The organism is Citrobacter sp. CK194, assembly GCF_030333395.1.
GTDB lineage: Bacteria > Pseudomonadota > Gammaproteobacteria > Enterobacterales > Enterobacteriaceae > Citrobacter_B > Citrobacter_B koseri.
Window position 1 is genome coordinate 68,926 of the sequence record NZ_JAOWGA010000013.1, and the last position, 19,354, is coordinate 88,279.

Annotated in this window: 19 protein-coding genes; 1 reads left to right on the forward strand and 18 read right to left on the reverse strand. The window is 54.0% G+C overall.

Annotated features, from left to right (window positions below; translation table 11 throughout):
• Window positions 1-16: 16 nt before the first annotated feature.
• Genes OGX80_RS03110 through OGX80_RS03130 form a run of 5 tightly spaced genes read right to left on the reverse strand, consistent with a single transcriptional unit; the run spans window position 17 to window position 4,745 of the window.
• Window positions 17-1,174 (reverse strand): branched-chain amino acid ABC transporter substrate-binding protein, encoded by a 1,158-nt coding sequence (locus OGX80_RS03110; RefSeq protein WP_047458708.1) that lies wholly within the window; start codon window positions 1,172-1,174, stop codon window positions 17-19.
• Between the two features lie 27 nt (window positions 1,175-1,201).
• Window positions 1,202-1,921 carry an ABC transporter ATP-binding protein gene (locus OGX80_RS03115; RefSeq protein WP_071260035.1) on the reverse strand — a complete coding sequence of 240 codons (720 nt, stop codon included), beginning with the start codon at window positions 1,919-1,921 and terminating at the stop codon, window positions 1,202-1,204.
• Window positions 1,914-2,681 carry an ABC transporter ATP-binding protein gene (locus OGX80_RS03120; protein ID WP_058668649.1) on the reverse strand — a complete coding sequence of 256 codons (768 nt, stop codon included), beginning with the start codon at window positions 2,679-2,681 and terminating at the stop codon, window positions 1,914-1,916. The genes OGX80_RS03115 and OGX80_RS03120 overlap by 8 nt, the downstream gene beginning before the upstream one ends.
• On the reverse strand, window positions 2,678-3,784 hold the full coding sequence (locus tag OGX80_RS03125) for a branched-chain amino acid ABC transporter permease (protein WP_115181955.1): 1,107 nt from the start codon (window positions 3,782-3,784) through the stop codon (window positions 2,678-2,680). The genes OGX80_RS03120 and OGX80_RS03125 overlap by 4 nt, the downstream gene beginning before the upstream one ends.
• Before the next feature lie 10 nt (window positions 3,785-3,794).
• Window positions 3,795-4,745: a branched-chain amino acid ABC transporter permease gene (locus OGX80_RS03130; protein ID WP_024130638.1), complete on the reverse strand. Its 951-nt coding sequence runs from the start codon at window positions 4,743-4,745 to the stop codon at window positions 3,795-3,797.
• 171 nt (window positions 4,746-4,916) lie between these two features.
• Between OGX80_RS03130 and OGX80_RS03135 the strand changes: the two genes are divergently transcribed.
• Window positions 4,917-5,849, forward strand: coding sequence for a LysR substrate-binding domain-containing protein (locus OGX80_RS03135; RefSeq protein WP_047458702.1), 933 nt, complete (start codon window positions 4,917-4,919; stop codon window positions 5,847-5,849).
• A gap of 52 nt (window positions 5,850-5,901) precedes the next feature.
• Here OGX80_RS03135 and OGX80_RS03140 read toward each other — a convergent pair whose 3' ends face one another.
• The 13 genes from OGX80_RS03140 to OGX80_RS03200 all read right to left on the reverse strand — a co-directional run bounded on the left by OGX80_RS03140 (window position 5,902) and on the right by OGX80_RS03200 (window position 19,278).
• Entirely contained in the window at window positions 5,902-6,708 is an 807-nt protein-coding gene (locus OGX80_RS03140) for a phosphate/phosphite/phosphonate ABC transporter substrate-binding protein (protein ID WP_071260031.1), read from the reverse strand.
• Window positions 6,705-7,709 carry an ornithine cyclodeaminase family protein gene (locus OGX80_RS03145; protein ID WP_071260029.1) on the reverse strand — a complete coding sequence of 335 codons (1,005 nt, stop codon included), beginning with the start codon at window positions 7,707-7,709 and terminating at the stop codon, window positions 6,705-6,707. The genes OGX80_RS03140 and OGX80_RS03145 overlap by 4 nt, the downstream gene beginning before the upstream one ends.
• The gene (locus OGX80_RS03150) at window positions 7,706-8,677 is read right to left on the reverse strand and encodes an ABC transporter ATP-binding protein (RefSeq protein ID WP_071260027.1); all 972 of its coding nucleotides are present in this window, start codon (window positions 8,675-8,677) and stop codon (window positions 7,706-7,708) included. The genes OGX80_RS03145 and OGX80_RS03150 overlap by 4 nt, the downstream gene beginning before the upstream one ends.
• A gap of 12 nt (window positions 8,678-8,689) precedes the next feature.
• On the reverse strand, window positions 8,690-9,322 hold the full coding sequence (locus tag OGX80_RS03155; protein ID WP_071260025.1) for an ABC transporter permease: 633 nt from the start codon (window positions 9,320-9,322) through the stop codon (window positions 8,690-8,692).
• Window positions 9,319-9,942, reverse strand: coding sequence for an ABC transporter permease (locus OGX80_RS03160; protein ID WP_286471097.1), 624 nt, complete (start codon window positions 9,940-9,942; stop codon window positions 9,319-9,321). The genes OGX80_RS03155 and OGX80_RS03160 overlap by 4 nt, the downstream gene beginning before the upstream one ends.
• Complete coding sequence (locus tag OGX80_RS03165; protein WP_081353226.1) at window positions 9,942-11,486, reverse strand: HAL/PAL/TAL family ammonia-lyase; 1,545 nt, start codon at window positions 11,484-11,486, stop codon at window positions 9,942-9,944. Before OGX80_RS03165 ends, OGX80_RS03160 begins: the two co-directional genes overlap by 1 nt.
• Window positions 11,487-11,495: 9 nt before the next feature.
• Window positions 11,496-12,377: a glycine betaine ABC transporter substrate-binding protein gene (locus OGX80_RS03170; RefSeq protein WP_071260020.1), complete on the reverse strand. Its 882-nt coding sequence runs from the start codon at window positions 12,375-12,377 to the stop codon at window positions 11,496-11,498.
• A gap of 179 nt (window positions 12,378-12,556) precedes the next feature.
• Entirely contained in the window at window positions 12,557-13,144 is a 588-nt protein-coding gene (locus tag OGX80_RS03175; protein ID WP_110494629.1) for a LuxR C-terminal-related transcriptional regulator, read from the reverse strand.
• Between the two features lie 45 nt (window positions 13,145-13,189).
• Window positions 13,190-13,855, reverse strand: a complete 666-nt coding sequence (locus OGX80_RS03180; protein ID WP_115181954.1) for an EAL domain-containing protein — start codon at window positions 13,853-13,855, stop codon at window positions 13,190-13,192.
• Window positions 13,856-13,907: 52 nt separating this feature from the next.
• Window positions 13,908-14,690, reverse strand: a complete 783-nt coding sequence (locus OGX80_RS03185; protein WP_123907353.1) for a hypothetical protein — start codon at window positions 14,688-14,690, stop codon at window positions 13,908-13,910.
• 317 nt (window positions 14,691-15,007) lie between these two features.
• Window positions 15,008-16,099 carry a fimbrial protein gene (locus OGX80_RS03190; RefSeq protein ID WP_115181953.1) on the reverse strand — a complete coding sequence of 364 codons (1,092 nt, stop codon included), beginning with the start codon at window positions 16,097-16,099 and terminating at the stop codon, window positions 15,008-15,010.
• 15 nt (window positions 16,100-16,114) lie between these two features.
• Complete coding sequence (locus OGX80_RS03195; RefSeq protein WP_233644133.1) at window positions 16,115-18,475, reverse strand: fimbria/pilus outer membrane usher protein; 2,361 nt, start codon at window positions 18,473-18,475, stop codon at window positions 16,115-16,117.
• 104 nt (window positions 18,476-18,579) lie between these two features.
• On the reverse strand, window positions 18,580-19,278 hold the full coding sequence (locus tag OGX80_RS03200; RefSeq protein ID WP_049009526.1) for a fimbrial biogenesis chaperone: 699 nt from the start codon (window positions 19,276-19,278) through the stop codon (window positions 18,580-18,582).
• Window positions 19,279-19,354 lie beyond the last annotated feature (76 nt).

A 19,354-nucleotide genomic window follows, 5' to 3' on the forward strand; every position in this document is an offset into this window, starting at 1 on the left:
ACATTGCCTCACTGCGTTACTTCGTTTTGGCGCCGCCCAGTACCGTTTGCGGCTGCCATTTACCATCCACGACTTTGTAGACGGTGAAAGACGGCGATTTCAGGTTGCCTTCATTATCAAAAGCGATCTGCCCGGTAACGCCGGAATAGCTTATTGCGCGCAGAACCGGCAAATACTCAGCCGGATCGACAGAGTCGGCTTTTTCCATCGCGGCAACCAGAACGCGGGTGGCGTCATAGGCGAATGGGGCGTGGAGTTCAATATGGGTGTGGTAGCGAGACTGATACTCTTGCTCGAACGCCTTACCGCCCGGCATCTGCTCAACCGGCAGGCCCGGCTCCAGCGCCACGACGCCTTCACCTTCTTTCTGGGCCAGTTGCAGGAAGGTCTGGCTGACGAAGCCGCCTGCGCCCATCAGCGTGGCGTTCATACCCAGCTGTTTGATACGACGCGCCAGCGGCGCGGCCTGGCTATCCACACCGCCGAAGAAGATCAGGTCAGCGTTTTTGCTACGAATGGCGGTCAGCACGGCGCTGAAATCCACGGTTTTGTCGTCAACGTACTGGCGGTCAACAATCTTCACGCCCTGCGCTTCAAGTGATTTTATAAACTCGTCAGCCAGCCCCTGACCGAATGCGGTACGGTCGTCGATCACGGCAATACGTTTTGCCTTCAGGGTATTCACCGCATACTGACCGGCAAACTGGCCGCCGTCATCGTCATGCCCCATCACACGGAAGCTGGTATCAAAGCCCTGTCTGGTATAGGCATGGCCGGTGGCAACGGGCGCGACCTGGGCGATACCCGCATCGTGATAAACGCGTGCCGCCGGAATACTGGTGCCGGTATTCCAGTGGCCGACTACGCCCGCCACGCCGCTATCGACCAGACGCTGCGCCACAGCCACGGCAGTGCGCGGGTCGGACTGATCGTCTTCAGATTGCAGCCTGAAGGTCACCGCTTTACCACCGATGGTCGGGTGCTGCTTGTTGATATCGTCAATCGCCAGTTGGGCGCCGTTCTCCAGATCTTTACCAATACGGGCAGACGGGCCGGTAAGCGGGCCCGCAAGACCGATGGTCACGGTTTCGCTTTTAGCTGACCATGCACCTGTAGAGGCAAAACTACTGAGCAGAATAGCGGCGCTGAGCGCACTGATTTTTACTGTTTTCATTGTTTTTCCCTGCTGTTGGTGAGTGTGTTAAACAGGCATTTCGCCCAAATAAATCTGTGCAATTTGATCGTCATTAAGCATCGCTTTCGACTCGCCGTGATGCACAATGCTGCCGCTGTCCATCACCCAGGCGCTGTCGGTTACTTCCAGCGCCAGTCGGGCGTTTTGTTCAATGAGCAGCAGGGCGACGCCGCGTGCGCGCAGCCCGGCGATCACGGTAAAAATGTTTTCCACCATCCTGGGGGCTAACCCCATAGACGGCTCGTCGAGGATCAGCAAACGCGGGCGGCTCAGCAGGGCGCGGTTGAGCGCCAACAGCTGCTGCTCGCCGCCAGAGAGCAGTCCTGCAAGCTGGTGCTGGCGTTCGCCAAGACGCGGGAAACGCTCAAAAATCTCTGCCATTTCGCGCTTAACGCGGGCGGCGTCACGCCTTAACCATGCCCCCATCTGCAAATTTTCAAGCACCGTCATGCGGGCAAAGATGCCGCGACCTTCCGGCACCATCACCAGCCCGTTGCGCAGCAGCGTCTCCGGTTTCTGTTTGCGTACGGCTTTGCCATTGAACTCAATGTTGCCGTTAAAACTTTCCAGCCCGGTGATGGCGCGCACGGTGGAACTTTTACCCGCGCCGTTGGCGCCAATCAGCGTGGCTTGTTCACCCTCATGCAGGGTAAAGGAGATATCGCGAACGGCCTGAATACCGCCGTAATGCACATCCAGGCGTTCCACCTTCAGTAACTCAGACATGCTTATTGCCTCCAAGCCAGGCTGCGATAACTGCCGGGTCGCGACGCACGCTATCCGGCGTGCCGCAGGCCAGCGTTTTGCCGTAATCGAGCACCGTCAGGCGGTCGCAGATGTTCATCACCAGCTTGACGTCGTGCTCGATCATCAGCAGGGTTTTGCCATCTTCACGAATACGGATTAACAGCTCGCCAAGCGCGACCTTCTCGGCGGCATTCATCCCCGCAGCAGGTTCGTCAAGCGCCAGAAGCAGCGGATCTGTAGCCAGCGCGCGGGCGATCTCAAGACGACGCTGGTGGCCATAGGCCAGATCGCAGGCGCGGTAATGGGCAAACTTTGCAATGCCGGTGTACTCCAGCCAGCGCCAGGCCTGTTCGCGGGTTTGCGCTTCTTCCTTACGGGCGCGTTTATGGCGGCTCAGTGCAGCCCATAGCCCATTACGGGTACGAACGTGGCGACCGACCATCACGTTTTCCAGCACCGACATCTCGTTGAACAGACGCACGTTTTGAAAAGTGCGTGCAATCCCGGCGGCGGTGACTTTCTCTATCTGTTTTGGGTAATAGGGTTGGTCTGCAATAAAAAACGCCCCCCTGTCTGCCGGGTAAAGCCCGGTAATTAGGTTAAAACAGGTGGTTTTTCCGGCTCCGTTGGGGCCGATCAGACCGTAGATCTCGCCTTTATTGATGGAAAGCGAAACATCGTCCACGGCGGTCAGGCCGCCAAAGCGTTTGGACATATTGCTCACGGTTAACAGGCTCATGCTTTCACCTCTTTGTGGCGAACCGGCCAGATACCGGATGGGCGAACCAGCATCACCAGCACCAGTGCAAGGCCGTAGAAGAGCTGACGCAAAATTTCCGGGTCAATCAGTACCGTGCCGAACAACATCTGTTGAACAGGGGCCGCCTGGCTACGGAGCAGTTCCGGCAGGGCGGTCAGGAGTACCGCACCGAGGATCACTCCGGGGATATGGCCCATACCGCCCAGCACCACCATCGCCAGCACGGCAATGGACTCTTGCAAGGTGAAGGATTCCGGGGAGACAAATCCCTGAAACGCGCCAAACAGTGCGCCAGCGACGCCGCCAAACGAGGCGCCCATAGCAAAAGCCAGCAGCTTATAGTTGCGCACGTTAATGCCCATCGCGCGGGCCACGTCTTCGTCCTCACGAATCGCGTGCCAGGCGCGGCCGATACGTGAGTGTTGCAGGCGCAGGCAGACAAAAATGATCGCCACAATGACCAGCATCAGCAGGTAGTACCACAGCCACAACGCGGGTACTTTAAAGCCGAGCCAGTGATAAACACCGCTGAACTTCAGGCCAAACAGATTAAGCGTATCCACGCCGGTGATGCCTTTGGCACCGTTGGTGATATTCAGCGGGCGATCGAGGTTGCGCATCAGAATGCGGATAATTTCGCCAAAGCCCAGCGTAACAATTGCCAGATAATCCCCGCGCAGCTTCAGCGTCGGTGCGCCAAGCAAAATGCCGCATACGGCAGCGACCAGTGCCGCAGCCGGAACGATCAGCAGATACGAGGTATGTAGCCCGTCCGGGAACCAGACGGTGAGGATTGGGAACACCTCAGACAGATGGGGAGAGGCCAGCAGAGCGGCCAGATAAGCCCCAACGGCATAAAAGGCAATAAACCCCATATCCAGCAGGCCGGTATAGCCCACGACGATATTGAGCCCCAGCGCCAGCATGATGTAGAGCAGGGCGAAATCGATCACGCGGACCCAGTAGTTACCGCCAAGCTGACTGGCAACGACAGGAGCGATCAGCAATGCGATGCAGAACAAGGTCATGCCTGACCAGAATTTGCGCGTCGTGGCTGGAGCTTGCAGTTGTACGGTTGTCATTGATTTTCCCTTACGCTCTGTGCGCCACGCGCTCGCCCAACAAACCTGCCGGACGGAATACCAGCACCAGGATCAACACGATGAAGGCAAACACGTCCTGGTAATTACTGCCAAAGACGCCGTTAGTGAGCTCACCGAGATAGCCCGCACCCAGCGCTTCTATGACGCCCAGTAAAATCCCGCCGATCATCGCGCCGCGAATATTGCCAATGCCGCCAAGCACGGCGGCGGTGAACGCTTTAATTCCGGGGAGAAAGCCCATTGAGAAGCTGGCGTTACCGTAGTTGCTCGCCATCATCACGCCGGCCAGCGCCGCAAAAATGCCGCCGATAGCAAACGTCAGGGTGATGATGGCGTTTGGGTTAACGCCCATCAGCGTGGCGACCCGCGGATTCTCAGCCACTGCGCGCATGCCTCGCCCGAGGCGAGTGTATTCAACCAGCAGCCACAGACCGGTCATGACCGCCAGCGCCAGCCCGACGGTGACAATGCCGGTGAGAGTGATAATCGCGGGTGGATGAGTTTCGCCACCGGAGGTCACGGCGATCGGGGCCATTGACAGGATCTGCGGGAACATCAGCGGGTTGCGGGTCCAGACGATCATCGCCACGGTTTGCAGTAATACGGAAACGCCGATACCGGAGATCAGCGGAGCCAGTCGTGGGGCGTTACGCAGCCTGCGATAGGCGAAACGTTCTACCGCCATTGCCAGCAGGGCGCAGACGGCCATCGCAATGAGCAGCGCTACACCGAGTTGCAATAACTGCGGCATAGCAGGGAAGGTATGATTCAGGACATTGATGGCGGAGAGCGTAGTAAGCGCGCCAACCATCAGGATATCGCCGTGAGCAAAGTTAATAATACGCAAAATACCATACACCATGGTATAGCCCAGCGCGATCAGCGCGTAGATGCTGCCCAGCATCACACCGTTTATCAGTTGTTGTATGAGTGTGTCCAACGTTTGTACCCGACAAATTGCTCTTTCAGTGGGTACCATCCAATAATTGAATAAAATTGTAAAATACACATATATTATTTCTTATGATAAACAGATATTTTTATATCTTAATGATTAATATGATTATTTTATTAATCACAAAACAAGGTTATAGCCTAAAGAAATCAATATATGAATAAAACAGAACAATTGACGACATTGCCCTCCTTTGCGGAGAGTCGCCTTGCCAACGATCCTCCGTTGCGGGCGGTGCGCGCCTTTGAAGCCATTGCCCGGTTAGGAAGCGTGACGCAAGCCGCGAGGGAACTGGCGATTTCTCCATCTGCGGTTAGCCATCAGCTCAAGTTACTTGAGGGATATCTGCAAATCGCGCTCACCGAACGGCATGGGCGACGACTGGCGCTGAGCCAGCAAGGGCGTGAATATTATCGTTCGATCCGTGCGGCGTTTAACGTTTTGCGTCAGGCGACGGAGCATCTGGTGGAGCAGGAGCAGACCCGGCAGGTAACGATTAGCCTGATTCCGCTTTTTGGGATGGGCTGGTTTATTCCTCGCCTGCCGATGTTTATGCGCGCGAATCCGCATACCGAGATTAACGTGGTGTATGCCAATCACCGCAACTATCTGAGTGACGCTTCAGACATGTCGATCCGCTTCGGCAATGGCAACTGGGCGGGATACCAGAGTGAAAAACTGATTTCCGGGCGCATGGTGCCGGTATGCAGCCAGGCGTTTTTGCGACTGCATGGTCATATTGATACCCCGGAGCAACTGATGCAGATGCCGCTGCTGCATGATGAAGAACGAACCACCTGGCATCAATGGTTTATTCAGCAGGGCGTGAAGCGTTCCCCGCCGCGCAGCGGCCCCTTGTTTGAGGACGGTCTGCTGACGCTGGCGGGCGTACAGGCAGGACTGGGATGCGCCCTGATGCGCGAACCCCTCATTATGCCGTACCTGGATAAAGGCGAGCTGGTGAAGATTTTCGATCTGCCAATAGATGACGGGCGCGACTACTATTTGTGCGTCCGCCAGGATAGTGAAATGACGCAGGATGGCAAACTATTACAGAACTGGTTAAGGCGCGAAGCGGCTACCGTATAACGATATCACCGCATATGAAGCGAATAAGGGGCGACATAATGAAATGCCGTTTTCAGCGCAGCGTTGCATAGCCTCTGGAGAACGCAATTTCTTCCCGGTCGCAGACGACTTGCCAGGCGTCTGCTGACGGGGTGATAAATCCCCGCAGCCCCAGAGGCCGTAATAGCGTGGCGTCGCGTTCTGTGTTCAGCGTCAGCAGCGCCGTTTGCAGCGCCGTAATGGCCTGTGGATTAACGGTATCGCTTGCCACCAGTAAAGGCATCGGTGCGGGAACGCTGCGCGTCAGTATGCGCACATGGCGCGTTAATTCCGGCTCATACCGGCACAGAAGCGACCAGGCATAGCTGTCCAACGGGCCGACATCCGCTTCGCCCGCCGCCAGCGCTTCCACCACGCGTCGCGGGGTGATTAGCGGCCCGACAAGCGTGCGATAGAGCGTCTTTCGCGTCTCGTTAATGTATGCCGACAGATGATAGCGTACCGCGTTATAGCCGGAGTGCGACTCCGGGTTGGTATACGCCAGCCGCCCGCCGAACGTCTCTTCCAGACATCTGGCGGTAGACGATGTCGGCACCATAAATAGGGTGCGGTAGTGCCCTGGAATCCCTTCCCTGGCGGCCTCTTCCGTAACCGGCGCGGCCACCGGGCGTACCGGAAAGCGCCGCTGCGCGAAGGGCCAGCCGCACATGAATACCGCCAGCAGATCGGAACGAGCCCATAGCCCCTCCAGTCTGGCCGGGGCCGGGTAGTCAACAATCTCTGCCGTCAGCCCGGCGCGGCGCACGGCTTCGGGCAGGAGTCTTTTCCACCCCTCCGCCGCTGCCGGAGTTACCGAGTACATTCTTGCGTTAACAATCATCGGTAACGTAGCTCCTGACCAATACCCAGCGCACGCGCTTTCTTCAGCATCGTATGCCCCAGTGCAATATCGCTTAGCGACAGCCCCCGGTGCCAGAAGAGGATGGTTTCATCATCATTTTCACGGCCTGGCTTCGTGCCCGCGACAATGTCGCCCAGCTCGGCATGCAGGGTATGCTCACTTAATTTTCCCGCTTCTACGTGGGCTCGCAGTGAACCAAACATGCCGCCTTTGCACTGCCCCCAGTCGTCCACCACCAGCTTGTCCATCATGTCGGTGAGCGACAGCTCCACGGCGCTCATGGTGCCGTAGGGCACAACAAAGGTGCCGGGCTTTATCCATTCTGTTTTTAACAGCGGCGTCGGCGCATTAAGACGCGAGGCTTCGACCACAATATCCGCGCCGCGCACGCAGCTTTCCCAGTCATCGGTAACGATGATTTTTTTGCCGAGATCCTGCTCCAGACGGCGGGCAAATGCGGTACGGCTTTCCGGGCGACGCGAATGAATGCGGATTTCATCAAAATCATAAATGCTGTTGAGCAGACGAACGTTCCACCAGGCGGTTCCCCGCGCGCCGATATGTCCCAGCACTTTACTGTTGCGGCGGGCAAGGTGGCGTGCGCCCAGCGCGGTAAGCGCGCCGGTGCGCATATCGGTGATCGCTGACGCGTCCAGAATGGCGACCGGCATCCCGGTGCGCGGATCGAACAGGTTCAGCAGCGCCATTTCCGAGGGCAGCCCGAGCGTATAGTTATTGACGTAATCGCCGACGATTTTTACCCCGGCGAGTCCCAGCGGTTCGATATAACCGCGCAGCACGTTAAAGTGGCCGTTAAACGCTTTATCGGGAATTAAATGCATGCGCGGTTCAATGACTGTTTTTTTCTCTCCCTGTGCCCGCAGCCCGTCCTCCACCGCCGTGAGGATTTCTGTATCCGTGAGCTTCAGTTGGTCAACGTCGGGGCCGTTTAGCCAGGTTAAATGGATGGGTTGAGTCATAAATTTCTCTCACTGGTAGCATGGTTCGCATCGGGTCGTACGTGGGTGAAAAGCCGCTGGCGAGTTAATACGCCAACGGGCGCGCCGCATTTGGTGACGGTGATGCTGTCGGCGCGCCGGGAAAGCATCAGCGCCAGCGCATCTTTCAGAGTAGCGTTGACGTCAAGCCGTTGTGGATGGTCAGCGCTCAGAGACGTTTCCATCGCCTGGGCTACCGGGGTAATAGCAAGAAGTTTCAGTGCCGCATCGCTGCCGACAAAAGCCGCGACGAACTCATCTGCCGGGGCTGAGAGCACTTCAGCGGGCGGGGCATACTGGCACAGGCGTCCTTCGCGCATAATGGCGATGCGATCGCCCATTTTGATGGCCTCATCAAGATCGTGAGTGACGATAATCACCGTCTTTTTCACGCGTTGCAGAATCTGCTTAAACTCGGTCTGTAATCGCCCGCGAACCAGCGGATCGATGGCGCCGAACGGTTCATCCATCAGCATGACCGGCGGGTCCGCCGCCAGTGCGCGGGCAACGCCGACCCGTTGCCGCTGACCACCGGAAAGCGCGGCAGGAAATCGGCTGGCGTATTGCCGGGCATCCAGCCCGACCAGTTCCAGTAATGTTTCCACTCGCGCCTGAATACGCGAGGCGCTCCAGCCCAGCAGGCGCGGCACCGTGGCAATGTTGTCCGCGACGGTCATATGCGGGAACAGTCCGACGTTCTGAATAACGTAGCCGATATGCCGACGCAGCATCACCGGATCTTCCGTTGCGACGTCGCGCCCATTTACCCGGACACGCCCGGAAGTGGGTTGTTCCAGCCGGTTGATTAAGCGCATGGTGGTGGTTTTACCGCAGCCGGAAGGGCCAATCAGGGCCGTGGTGGTTCCCTCTTCAAACGTCATGGAGAGATCGTCAAGCGCTTTACGCGGCGATCCAGGATAAATTTTGCTAATATTTTCCAGTGTAATCATTGTATTAGCCCTTTACGCCGGCTGAGAAAACAGGCGCTCAAGCAGGGAGAAAAGCGCTTCGATAGCCATAGCGAGCAGAATAATCGGCACCGCGCCGACCAGCAGGCGCGACATGTCCATGATGGCAATGCCGGTGGTGACAAAATCCCCCAGACCGCCGCCACCGATAAATGACGCCAGAGCCGCGCCGCCGACAACCTGTACGGCGGCGGTACGGCAGCCGGCGAGAATGCCGGGAGCCGCCAGAGGCAGTACGATTTTGCCTGTGACCTGCCAGGGCGTGAGGCCCATGCCGTGCGCCGCTGAGAGCGTATCCGGGTTCACGGACTGAATGCTGGTGCAGGTGTTGAGCAAAATCGGCGGCACGGCCAGCACCACCAGCGCGACGACTGAAGGCAGCAGGCCAATACCGAGAAACGGCATGACCGCCGCAAGGATCGCCAGACTTGGGATCGTCCGCAGCGTGCTGGCGCCGCTGGTGATGATAAAAGCGAGGCGAGGGATGTTCGCGATCAGCACGCCCGTCGGGATAGCAATAATCAGGGCGATGCTGAGCGCCAGCCCGCACATCATCAGATGCTGCCACACTGCCTGCCAGAACAGCGGCTGGTTATCCAGCACCCATAGCCATGCCTGGATTATCATTGGTCTCTCCCCTGTAAAACGCGCCGCTGTAGCCGGACAAAAAACAGATCCGCGCCGATCGCCAGCAGCGACGTCAGGCCGCCGCCGATAAATATTTTCTCTGGATAGCGCTGATCCAGCCCGGCGAGAATAATTGCGCCAAGTCCACCGGCGTTGATATATGCCGCGACCGTAGCGATGCCGATAAGCGTGGTAGTGGCAATGCGCAGTCCGGTGATGATGAACGGTAGCGCCAGCGGCAGTTCCACTTCGCGCAGATTGCGCCAGGCGCCATATCCCATTCCGCGCGCCGCTTCGCGGACGTCCAGCGGAATGGCATGAAAACCGGTGGCAATATTGCGGGTCAGGATCATCAGCGCATAGGCTGTCAGCCCGACAATCGCCGGGAGCATTCCGATGCCGAGCCACGGGATGAGCAGTGCGAATAGCGCCAGCCCTAGAATGGAAAAAATCATGCCGGTGACCGCCATCACCAGCGCATACAGTCGCGGGCGGCGGGCGGTGGTAATGCCGAGAAACAGTGAAATAGTGAACGCCATCAGCATTGCGGCGCCGACCAGTACCAGATGCTGCCAGAGCGCCAGCAGAATGTCGTCATAGTGTCGCGTCGCCCAGCGCATCAGGAGGTCTCCAGCAATACGGTCTGGCCTGCAAGCCATTCCGGCTGCATTATCGCGTCGGCCAGAACGGAAATATCGCCAGCGCTGGCGCGATCTTCATCCAGCGGCGCCACCCGAGCGCGAATCTTGTCGTGTAATGCCGTTGCATAGCGTCCTGGCCGTGGCGACGCCTGAAGATCCAGCGCCTGCGCGGCGACCAACAGTTCAATGGCCACCAGATAGTGCAGGCTTTCCAGTAGTCGTGTGGTTTTGGCGACCACCCCCATTGCCTGCGAGGCGTAATCTTCAATCCGATCGGCTACCGGCATCGTCAGCGGGGAGAGCGGCTGGGCATGATGGGCGATATCGCTGACCAGCGCGGAAACCGTCTTTTGCAGCGTGGCGAAGCCTGTCTGCCCGGCGTGGCGGGTGAGAAAACGCGGCAGGCCGCTGGCGGCGGGTGACATCAGTTTCATGATGCGTTCGCCGCTGCATGCGGCATGGCGGGCGAGAGCCAGCCCGAGGCTTTCCAGTGCCAGTGCCAGATGCGTGGCATCAAAATTGGCATTTGCCAGGACCTGTTCAGACTCAGCCAGCAGGCCGGGATTGTCGTCGGCGCTGTTGAGTTCCAGTTCCACCGCCGCGCGGGCATTCAACCAGGCATGGCAAACGCAGGCCAGCACCGGCGCGACGCAGCGGAAGCTGAGCGGGTCCTGCAACGAACGCGCGCTGCCGGGCTGGAGTAGCGGGCTGCCTTCCAGCAGCGCCAGCAGATACGCGGCGGTCTTAGCCTGTTGTGGTGCGGGGCGCATCCGCGCCGCCCAGGGCGTCAGCGGCGAGATATTAGCGCGAAACGCTTCAAACGAGAGCGCGATAGCGCCCGCGTGGGCGTTCATAAGCCGGGCGGCGTCGTGCAGCAGCAGCGCGGCGAGGCCGACGCTGGCGGCGTTAGACGACACCAGCGCCAGCCCGTCTTTTCCACGCAGCGGCGCAGGCGTCAGACCCGTCTGGTTCAGCAGTGCGGAGACCGGCGCCACCGTACCCTGATATTCCGCTTCGCCATCGCCGATGAGCGCGCGTCCGATATGCGCCAGCGGCGCGAGATCCGCTTCGCCAATAGATCCGATAAGCGGAACGCGCGGATGGATGCCTTCGTTGATAAAGGCCAGCAGCGTCTGCGCCACGGGCAGAGAAATACCCGATGCGCCCTGCACGAAACCCGCAAGACGCGCCAGCATGATCGCGCGAACCTGTGCGGGCGTTGCCTGCTGGCCGACGCCGACCGCCCGCGCCAGCGGGATTCGTCGCTGAATCGCCTGTAGCAGATCCTCATCGTGACGGTCATTTTGCGTGTGCAGCAGCGTCGTATCGACATTAGCGCCAAGCCCGGTGGTGACGCCATAGATATGTTTTCCGGCGCTGATGCTGTGCAGCAGAAAATCAAAGGACGCGCTGATGGCCTGCTGCGCCTGCGCCCCCAGCGCGACAGTCTGGCCGCAGCCAGCGACAGCTCGCATGTCATCAAGCGTGAGCGGCGCGTCGCCCAGAAAAAGTGTCGTTGTCACGGTCGTACCCTATTTAATTACGCCTTTTGCGCGCAAAAAGTCTTCCGCCACATCGCGCGGTTCTTCTTTATTCTTTTCCACTTCCGCATTCAGTTTTTGCATCGTGGCGTTATCAAGCAACTGGCTGATGTTATTTAAAATGTCGCGAACCTGAGGATGTGCCTGTAGTGCTGTATCGCGCACGACCGGCGCAACTTCGTAGGGAGGGAAGAGTTGTTTGTCGTCTTCCAGTGCGACATACTGGTTTTCCGCGATTTGCCAGTCGGTTGCGAAGCCGTTTGCGACGTCTATTTGCCCGGCAGCAAGGGCGTCGTAGCGCAGGCCGACTTTGGCAAACTGGCGGAAGGCTTTAAATTTAATGCCGTAGGTCTGCTCCAGCCCTTTCAGGCCGTCCTGACGGTCGCCAAACTCCGCACCTGCGCCGATGGTCAGTTCCGGCGCGGCTTTGGCGAGATCGGAGAGCGTTTTCAGGTGGTATTTCTCTGCGGTTTGTTTGCTCACCAGCAGTGCGTAGCCGTTGTTCACGCGGGCTGGTTGCAGCCAGGTGAGATGATATTGCTGCTGGTAGGCGTCGCTGACCTGCTTAAACACCTGTGCGGCATCGGAGGAGGGCTTTCCTTTGACCACTGCGCTGAGCGCCGTACCGGTATATTCCGGGTACATATCAATTTCGCCTTTCAGCAGCGCGGCGTGGGCGATTAGCGTCCCGCCCAGGTTTGTTTTGCGTTCAACGGAAAGACCGGATTGCTCCAGTGCCTGGGCATAGATTTCCGCCAGAATATATTGTTCGGTAAAGTTTTTGCTGCCCACAACGAAATCCGCTGCCTGCGCCTGCGCTGCGAACAACCCCAGCGCCAGCCAGGAGGCTGCCAGTTTGTTTTTTATGCTCATCCCCGTTTCCCCGCAAAGAAATGCATGAATTTACTTGTATATACAAACCAGCGAAGCTAGCAGCATATTGACGGCGCATGAAATAGGGATTCGTTCTTTCTTATAACGAAACTTTAAATGTTTACTATTTGGCTGACTTCTCCTCGTACCAGCATCGCCAGACAAGTTTCAGACGGGGCTCAGTGCCGTTGAATGGTCTTAACGGCGGAGAGTGCCGGGTGGATACATAAGTAATTTTGGCTGCTCAGTAATCCCATCTTTTTTAATGCCGACCTCTTGTAGTAAGAGACCGTTTTTTCAGAGATGTTTATTGCGCTGTACATTCGTTTCACATTCCCGGCGCGGACTAACTCACTGAGAATAAAAAACTCTTTGTCAGTGATGGTGTTACTTTCCGTATTTTTTCTATTTGAAATAGCTATCAGAATATCGTTTAATTCTGATAATGTTTTGTTTTTATTGAAGTAATATACACCGTACTGGCAAAAGAAATGGCGACGGGAATGCAGGCCTGACGGTGATATGCACAGCGTAACCTTACTAAAGAAAAAGGTTATTAACCTGTCGAGTAAACCCGGCTCTCTGACGGAGAGCAACACAACGGTATCTTTTGATAGCGAAAAAGAGGTGGTTAGCGTGAAACGTTCAAACTCGCCAGCATCGCTTAAAAAAATGCTCTCAACACGCGTACCTGACTCTTTCATCCCTTTCGATATACCCGTCAGATAATAGACGTCATCAGACACTATCACTATTTTCGACTTCATTTGAATCCCTTTTTTATATTTGAAATATGCTGGTTTCCTTAATATTTAAATCGTTATTACGAATGATTCTCGCTCATCAACGGGCCAGAGAAACCCCTGGGCATAATGTACGTCGCTCTCCGAAATAAAGCGGTGCTGGTATTCGTTTTCAACGCCCTCCACCAGAACATGATCCGTCAGATATTCCACCTGTTTTATCAGCGTTGTCATTGCTGAGGTATCCTGTTCAGCGGATATTCTCCAGAGTTCATGTTTATCAATTTTAATCCCATCAAATCGAAAGGGGAGTTGCGCAATTAACGGAATATGCCTGACATAGAGATCGTCCAGCCAAAGTTGAGTATTAAAAGCGCGCATTAGGGTCAGAATTGCATCAATATGCGGCACAAGTCGCGGAAAATAAGACTCGCTTTGCTGGCAATCAATTTCAATGACCTTTGGGCCGGGTAACATGGCAAGAATCGATCTGAGCCACACCAGATTTATAAGCAATGGAATCGTAATATTCAAAAATAAAATGCCATTGCGATCGTGCTGATTTGCTACTCCCGTGCATATCTGTTCCTGAACAATATGTGACAGGAGTTCTGGCGAAACAGAGCGGAAAAATAGCTCTGGATCTGCCCCTTCCGGCTGGCAGAGCACCTCACCGCCAATCCGTCTACCGGTCTGGACATGAATGATAGGTTCGATACGGCACATGAGTTTCATAATAATGGCATATCCTTTTTAATTATAAACGGTGCATCAGGCTTTTCTGGGATTAATTAAATCGGTCGCGATAAGATATGCTTGCACTTTTTAGTGGATTACTGTTTATCGCTTTCAGCATTTTTATGTGTTCATTTTTAGTGCTTAGATGCAGCTTTTTATTGATCTTTTTGATGTAGTAAAAAAGCGTGTGATAGCGTTTATTTATTATTTTTGCGATGTCATGGGTAGGCGTGCTGTGGGCCAGTTCGGTCAGCACGGTCCATTCAATGTCGTCAAAAGAATCCGGCTGTTCTATTTCAGCCATGAGATCGTTAATGTACTGGCTGTAAAAAGCCTCATCCAGCCAGCAGGCATGAACGGCATGATTAAGCTCGGACATGGGTTCATACTTAGAAACGATATTGATATAATGAAAACTTCGCAAAACCTGAAGCAGGTAACTGTTACGCGTAAAAGTAAACACCGTTAAGCGAATGCCAGGATAGTTTATCTGCATATCATAAATGAAATTAAGCGCCTCCAGCGCACTCTCCTCCAGCGTAAAAACTTCCATGACGACATTATCAATAATATGGTTTTCTATTTTGTATTTTGCTTCTCTGAATGTCGGGCTGGTGTGTAATACCAAAGGGTTGATCAGATGTTTGCAAAGAAAATTAATCATATAGTTATCGGTATCAATAATTAACGTTGAATGGAGCGGCTGCGTAACGCTATTTAATGACTTGACAGAGTTTTCTATCATGACTAAATCAAATCTTGCAGTGGAAGGATTACAGGGGGAGTCCTCACTGCTGAGATAAAGAAATTGATCGTTCTGTAGTGTACGCATTATATTTTTCGATCCGCATATCGTTTACAATAATGACAAGATGTAAAATTTAACTGTAACTATTTATAAAATAAGAAAATAATAGTGATGCTATTAAAACACACCATGATAAGGCGTTGATATACACTTCATCCTTCAGACTGCCTCTTTGTTGGCTGCGCTCATTCACCCCGGTCACGTACTACGTGTACGCTCCTGGGGGCTCATTCACTTGCCGCCTCGATGCTTCTCAAATGATTTTGTGTATAAATATTTTTCTTTTTTTGTTGAGGCTTCTGATTATTTCAGTAGATGACTATTCTGTTTCTCGCCTTTTATCATGGGTAAATGATATTTACTTTCGCCGTGGTCTGTATTCTGCCTTCCGTCGGTTTTGCACCATAGATGTAATAATATGCTCTCAGTGGAATATCAAAATTACTTCCCCACTGCGCAATCTTATAGAGCTCATACTCGCTGGTAATATTACCTGCGGTAAGCTCTGTCTGGCTGATGGCAATTTTTTTACTGGTATCGGCACGCATAATTCGTACCCCAATATTCCTTGCCGTTCCCTGGGTGTTTTTCAGGGTGTATTTATCCGTATCGACGCTGGCGCTACTGAGATAAAACTGAATGGTGCGTGTACTCATGCCTTCTAACAGGTCGCTGCATTCGGCATGCAGAGTGAAGTTTTCATAAAACTGCGCTTCCTTTCCTGCGGATATCAGGCTGGTAAGATCGGTTTCCGGTAGCGTGACCGTCGTATCCGGGATGCTACAGGTGCTGACATGAGGACGATAATTGATCGTGATATTCTGGTAGAACAGGCGTTTCTCTTCGTCAGAACCGATAAGGCCTAATATCCATTTAATGAATTCGGCTAAATTAACGCCGGGAAACCAGAAATCGATACCTGAAGCATCAACAACGGATATAGCGTGAGCAAGAGTAATACTGGTTGCGTCCGGGCCAACGTTATAGACATAGGCCGGGTTGGCGCCGCTCGGTACGCTTTTGAGTAACTTAGCCTTATAGGTATAGACCACGTTATTCAGCGAAGTACCGGGAATATGACTTTCTCCAGAGCGACTATAGTCTTTTTTCGTGGGTACAATATTGCCGATGGTGAATTGCAATACATAGTTACCATAATTGATATAGGCCGTGCTGTTGGCCATTTCAGAGATAATGGCAACACGGTTAGCATAACCAATCCATTCGCCGGTACAGCTAAACGTACCGGATGACAGCGACAGGTTCTGCGAACCTGTGGTTTCGCTGCTGAGGGAAAGTGAATCCAGGTTGAGCACCAGATTGCTCTCTTTTTGCGCGCCGGAATCGCTTTTACAGGAGGCCTGTACGCCATAGCTTATCGATCCCAGTAGCCAGGCAAGAATTAACGTTATTGTACGCATAGTGATTTTCATCCTCTGCTCCTGCCATTAGCGGCAAATATTTATCTGACCATCGTGGGTCGGCTGGCTAATAACACAGCTTTGGCGGCCGTCACTGCTGGTTTTGATATGTAAACGTGACGGGAGCTGTTCCGTTTTCAGGTACAACATTCCTCCCTGGGCGACATATCCGACGCTGGCGCCAGTATCGTCAAAAATTTCGGTGCCGAAGGGGAGAGGGCGCCCGTTAACGGCCCGTGCTGGCAACATGAACTGCCGCCGTTGGTCGGTATCGAAGCGCACATAGGTGACGGAACCCGCATAAGGCACCACTTCCTGGATATTGCCTTTCAGCTCAACGCCTTCCTTCATATGGGTGGTATCTAACTGGATTCGGTTTTTACGGTACGGGGACAGGTAAGGAACCAGCGCTTTCCCGGCGGTATTCGTGGTGCGTGTGCCGTCGCCGCCCAGCGTGGCCCCTTGAGCGCCTGGCGCGTCGATAATCGCGAAGGTATCGCCCAACTGGCTGGACGTCAGCAGGCCGCCCCGATAAGCCACCAGACTACCGCTGGCTCCCGCGCCGATCTGACGATAGTCTCCTGACTCGCTATAGCTGCCGTTTAAGGTGGTAAACGCAGTGCGATAGCTCAGGCTGCTGCTGGCCGAGTTATTCCCACCGCGGCGGTTGCTGCCGCTGACGCTATAGGTCGCCTGATTAAATTCGCCAGCGGTTCCGCTGATCCCCACGTTCGTGTCGGAATAGCCGTCACGATTAAATGTAACGCTGCTGTTGAGGAAAACGGGCCGTTCAAAGAGACTCAGGGGCACCGAGAACGTGAGGTAATAACGTCGTTCTTCGCGCTGATTATCGTTACGCATGCTACTGGCTGAGAGGGTATAACTTACGGCGCCAACGTGGTTGGAATACCCCAGTTGATACTCTTTTGTTGTGCCATGACCATTCCAGTAGTCCCGCCAGGTTCCTGATAAGTAAAGGGAACCCAGTTCCTCACCCAGAGACTGGCTCAGGTTGATATTAAAGGTGTTTTTCTGGCGCATATATCTGGCATTAGGGCTGTCAGCGTTCTCTTTTTGCCAGTTATGCAAAGCGATTGCATCATTGAAGCTGTAATAGTTTTTCGTGGAATAGCGATACGCCGCCAGCGCAAAGTTCGTCCCGGTGACATTAAAGAAACGGCTAAAGGCGACTTTGTAACTTTGCCCGCGGACTTTTTTATCTGCCGGAATTTGCGTTTGTGACTGTGTGACGTCAAAAGACAGCGCGCCAAACGGGAGATTAAGGCCGCTCCCGAGAAGAAACGCGTTATAGTCTTCGCTGTAAATTACCCCGGTATAACCGGTGATCAGGTTATTGATCCCGTATTGATAGCTGCCCTGGGCAAACTGGGGGCGATAGCGGCTTTCTTCCGTGCGCGCTTCCCCCAGCAACAGACCATATTTCCCAATCCCTTCTTGCAGCATGTTTGGCACCGAAGAAAAGGGGACGATGAAACTGCTGGTGCGCCCGTCTGCTTCAATGACTTCGACATTCAGATCGCCGCCTGAGCCGGTAGGAAGGATATCCGCAATTTCAAATGGGCCAGGCGACACGTTTTTCTGATAAATAACCTGCCCGTTCTGACTAATTTTAACCAGCGCGTTAGACTGTGCGACGCCGCGTACAATCGGGGAAAAGCCCTGCTGAGAATCGGGTAACATGCGCATATCCGTGCCCATGCTGACGCCGCGAAAACGCAAAGAGTCAAAAAGATCGTTGCTGGAATAGCTGTCACCCATGCGGATGATCGATTTAAGCGCAGCGATCCCGCGCTCAACGTAGCGTGTATTGTTTGTCCATGATCCTTCCACGCCCTTGCTTTTGTTATAGCTGGAGCTATCGCGAAATTGCCAGCCAAACGCATTCAGCCCGCTGTTTAACTGGAAATAGGCGTTTTCCTGATTGCGTCCGCCGCCTTTGGCTTCGTTGTAGTTATAGTTGGCATTGTATCCCAGCATCAGCGCCGGAATGCCTTCATCCCAAAAGACGGGATCGACATAACCGCGCAGCGTCTGGCGAATATACGCCTGGGGAATGGTCAGACGCAGCGACATATCGGCCGCATTGACTTTCATACTGCCTCCGTGCAGTAACGTATTCACATCCACTCGCTCGCTGGCGCTATTTGCGGCAGGGACTATTGAGGAAAGAAGCCCAAGCTGGGCAATATTTTCATGCTGGAAAAACGTTCCTTCATCCGTGATATAAACGGGAAGGCGGCCTTTCCACTCCTCGTTAATAAAAACATCAAACGGGTATTCACCAGGAGGAAGCGCAGAGGCACGATAAAAACGCGACATATCGGCATTTTTAGAGTCACCGGCTAAAAAGTCAGTATTGAAAGCCACGGCATACGCCCGACTATAAATAGACATCATCGCCAGTATTGGCAATAAACATATGTATTGACTCTTTTTACCAGCCATTGCCATCCCCATTCATTTGGACATTATTATTTTGTGGTGAATGAATATTTTTGATATGAACCGTAATCATCAACTAACAGAATATCCAAAGCCTGCCCCGATAAAACCGCCCCTGTCGTGGGTATTGTCAGTGTCGACAATGGCGCAATCATTTTCGGTTCGCCAGTAAGAGATTTACCTCGTGAACTCATTGTGGCAATCGATGCGAAATAAGGAGCCCGGTTTGTGGCGACAAGTTGATTACCCTGCGCGCTAAACGATAAATACTTATGTAAATCGCTGGCCGGAATCGTGAGTTCGGTCGGGCGATAAAATAATTTGATGCGTGACTTAATGGCGATTTGCATCGTGTTTTTGCCATCAAGATTTTCCTGTTTTGGCGGAATATCCAGCACATTCAGGTAATAAACGGACTCCCTGTCCTGAGGCAGCGCGTTGGCTGAACCGGTATAGCGAATGCGCAGCTGCTGGCCGCTACCGCCTTCAACTTTCACCACTGGCGGCGTCAGCAAAAAGGGAACCTGAGCGGTTTCTGGCGTAGAGTCTGGATTACCTTCGTCTATCCAGGCCTGAATTAACGCCGGACTGTTGCCACGGTTAATCAGCTGAACCGTTGTTTCTTTTTGTTCTTCAGGATAGATAACCCTGGTATTGCTAATAATAACATTCGCCAGACTGCTAAAGCTGAAGGCAATAAGCGTTAGAAAAATGAGAGAACGTTTCATATTAACCTGAAAAAAGAGAGCCTAATCTAATCAATATACCTGGTCGCGTTTATTTTCTCTCTTCCCTCCTGAATTG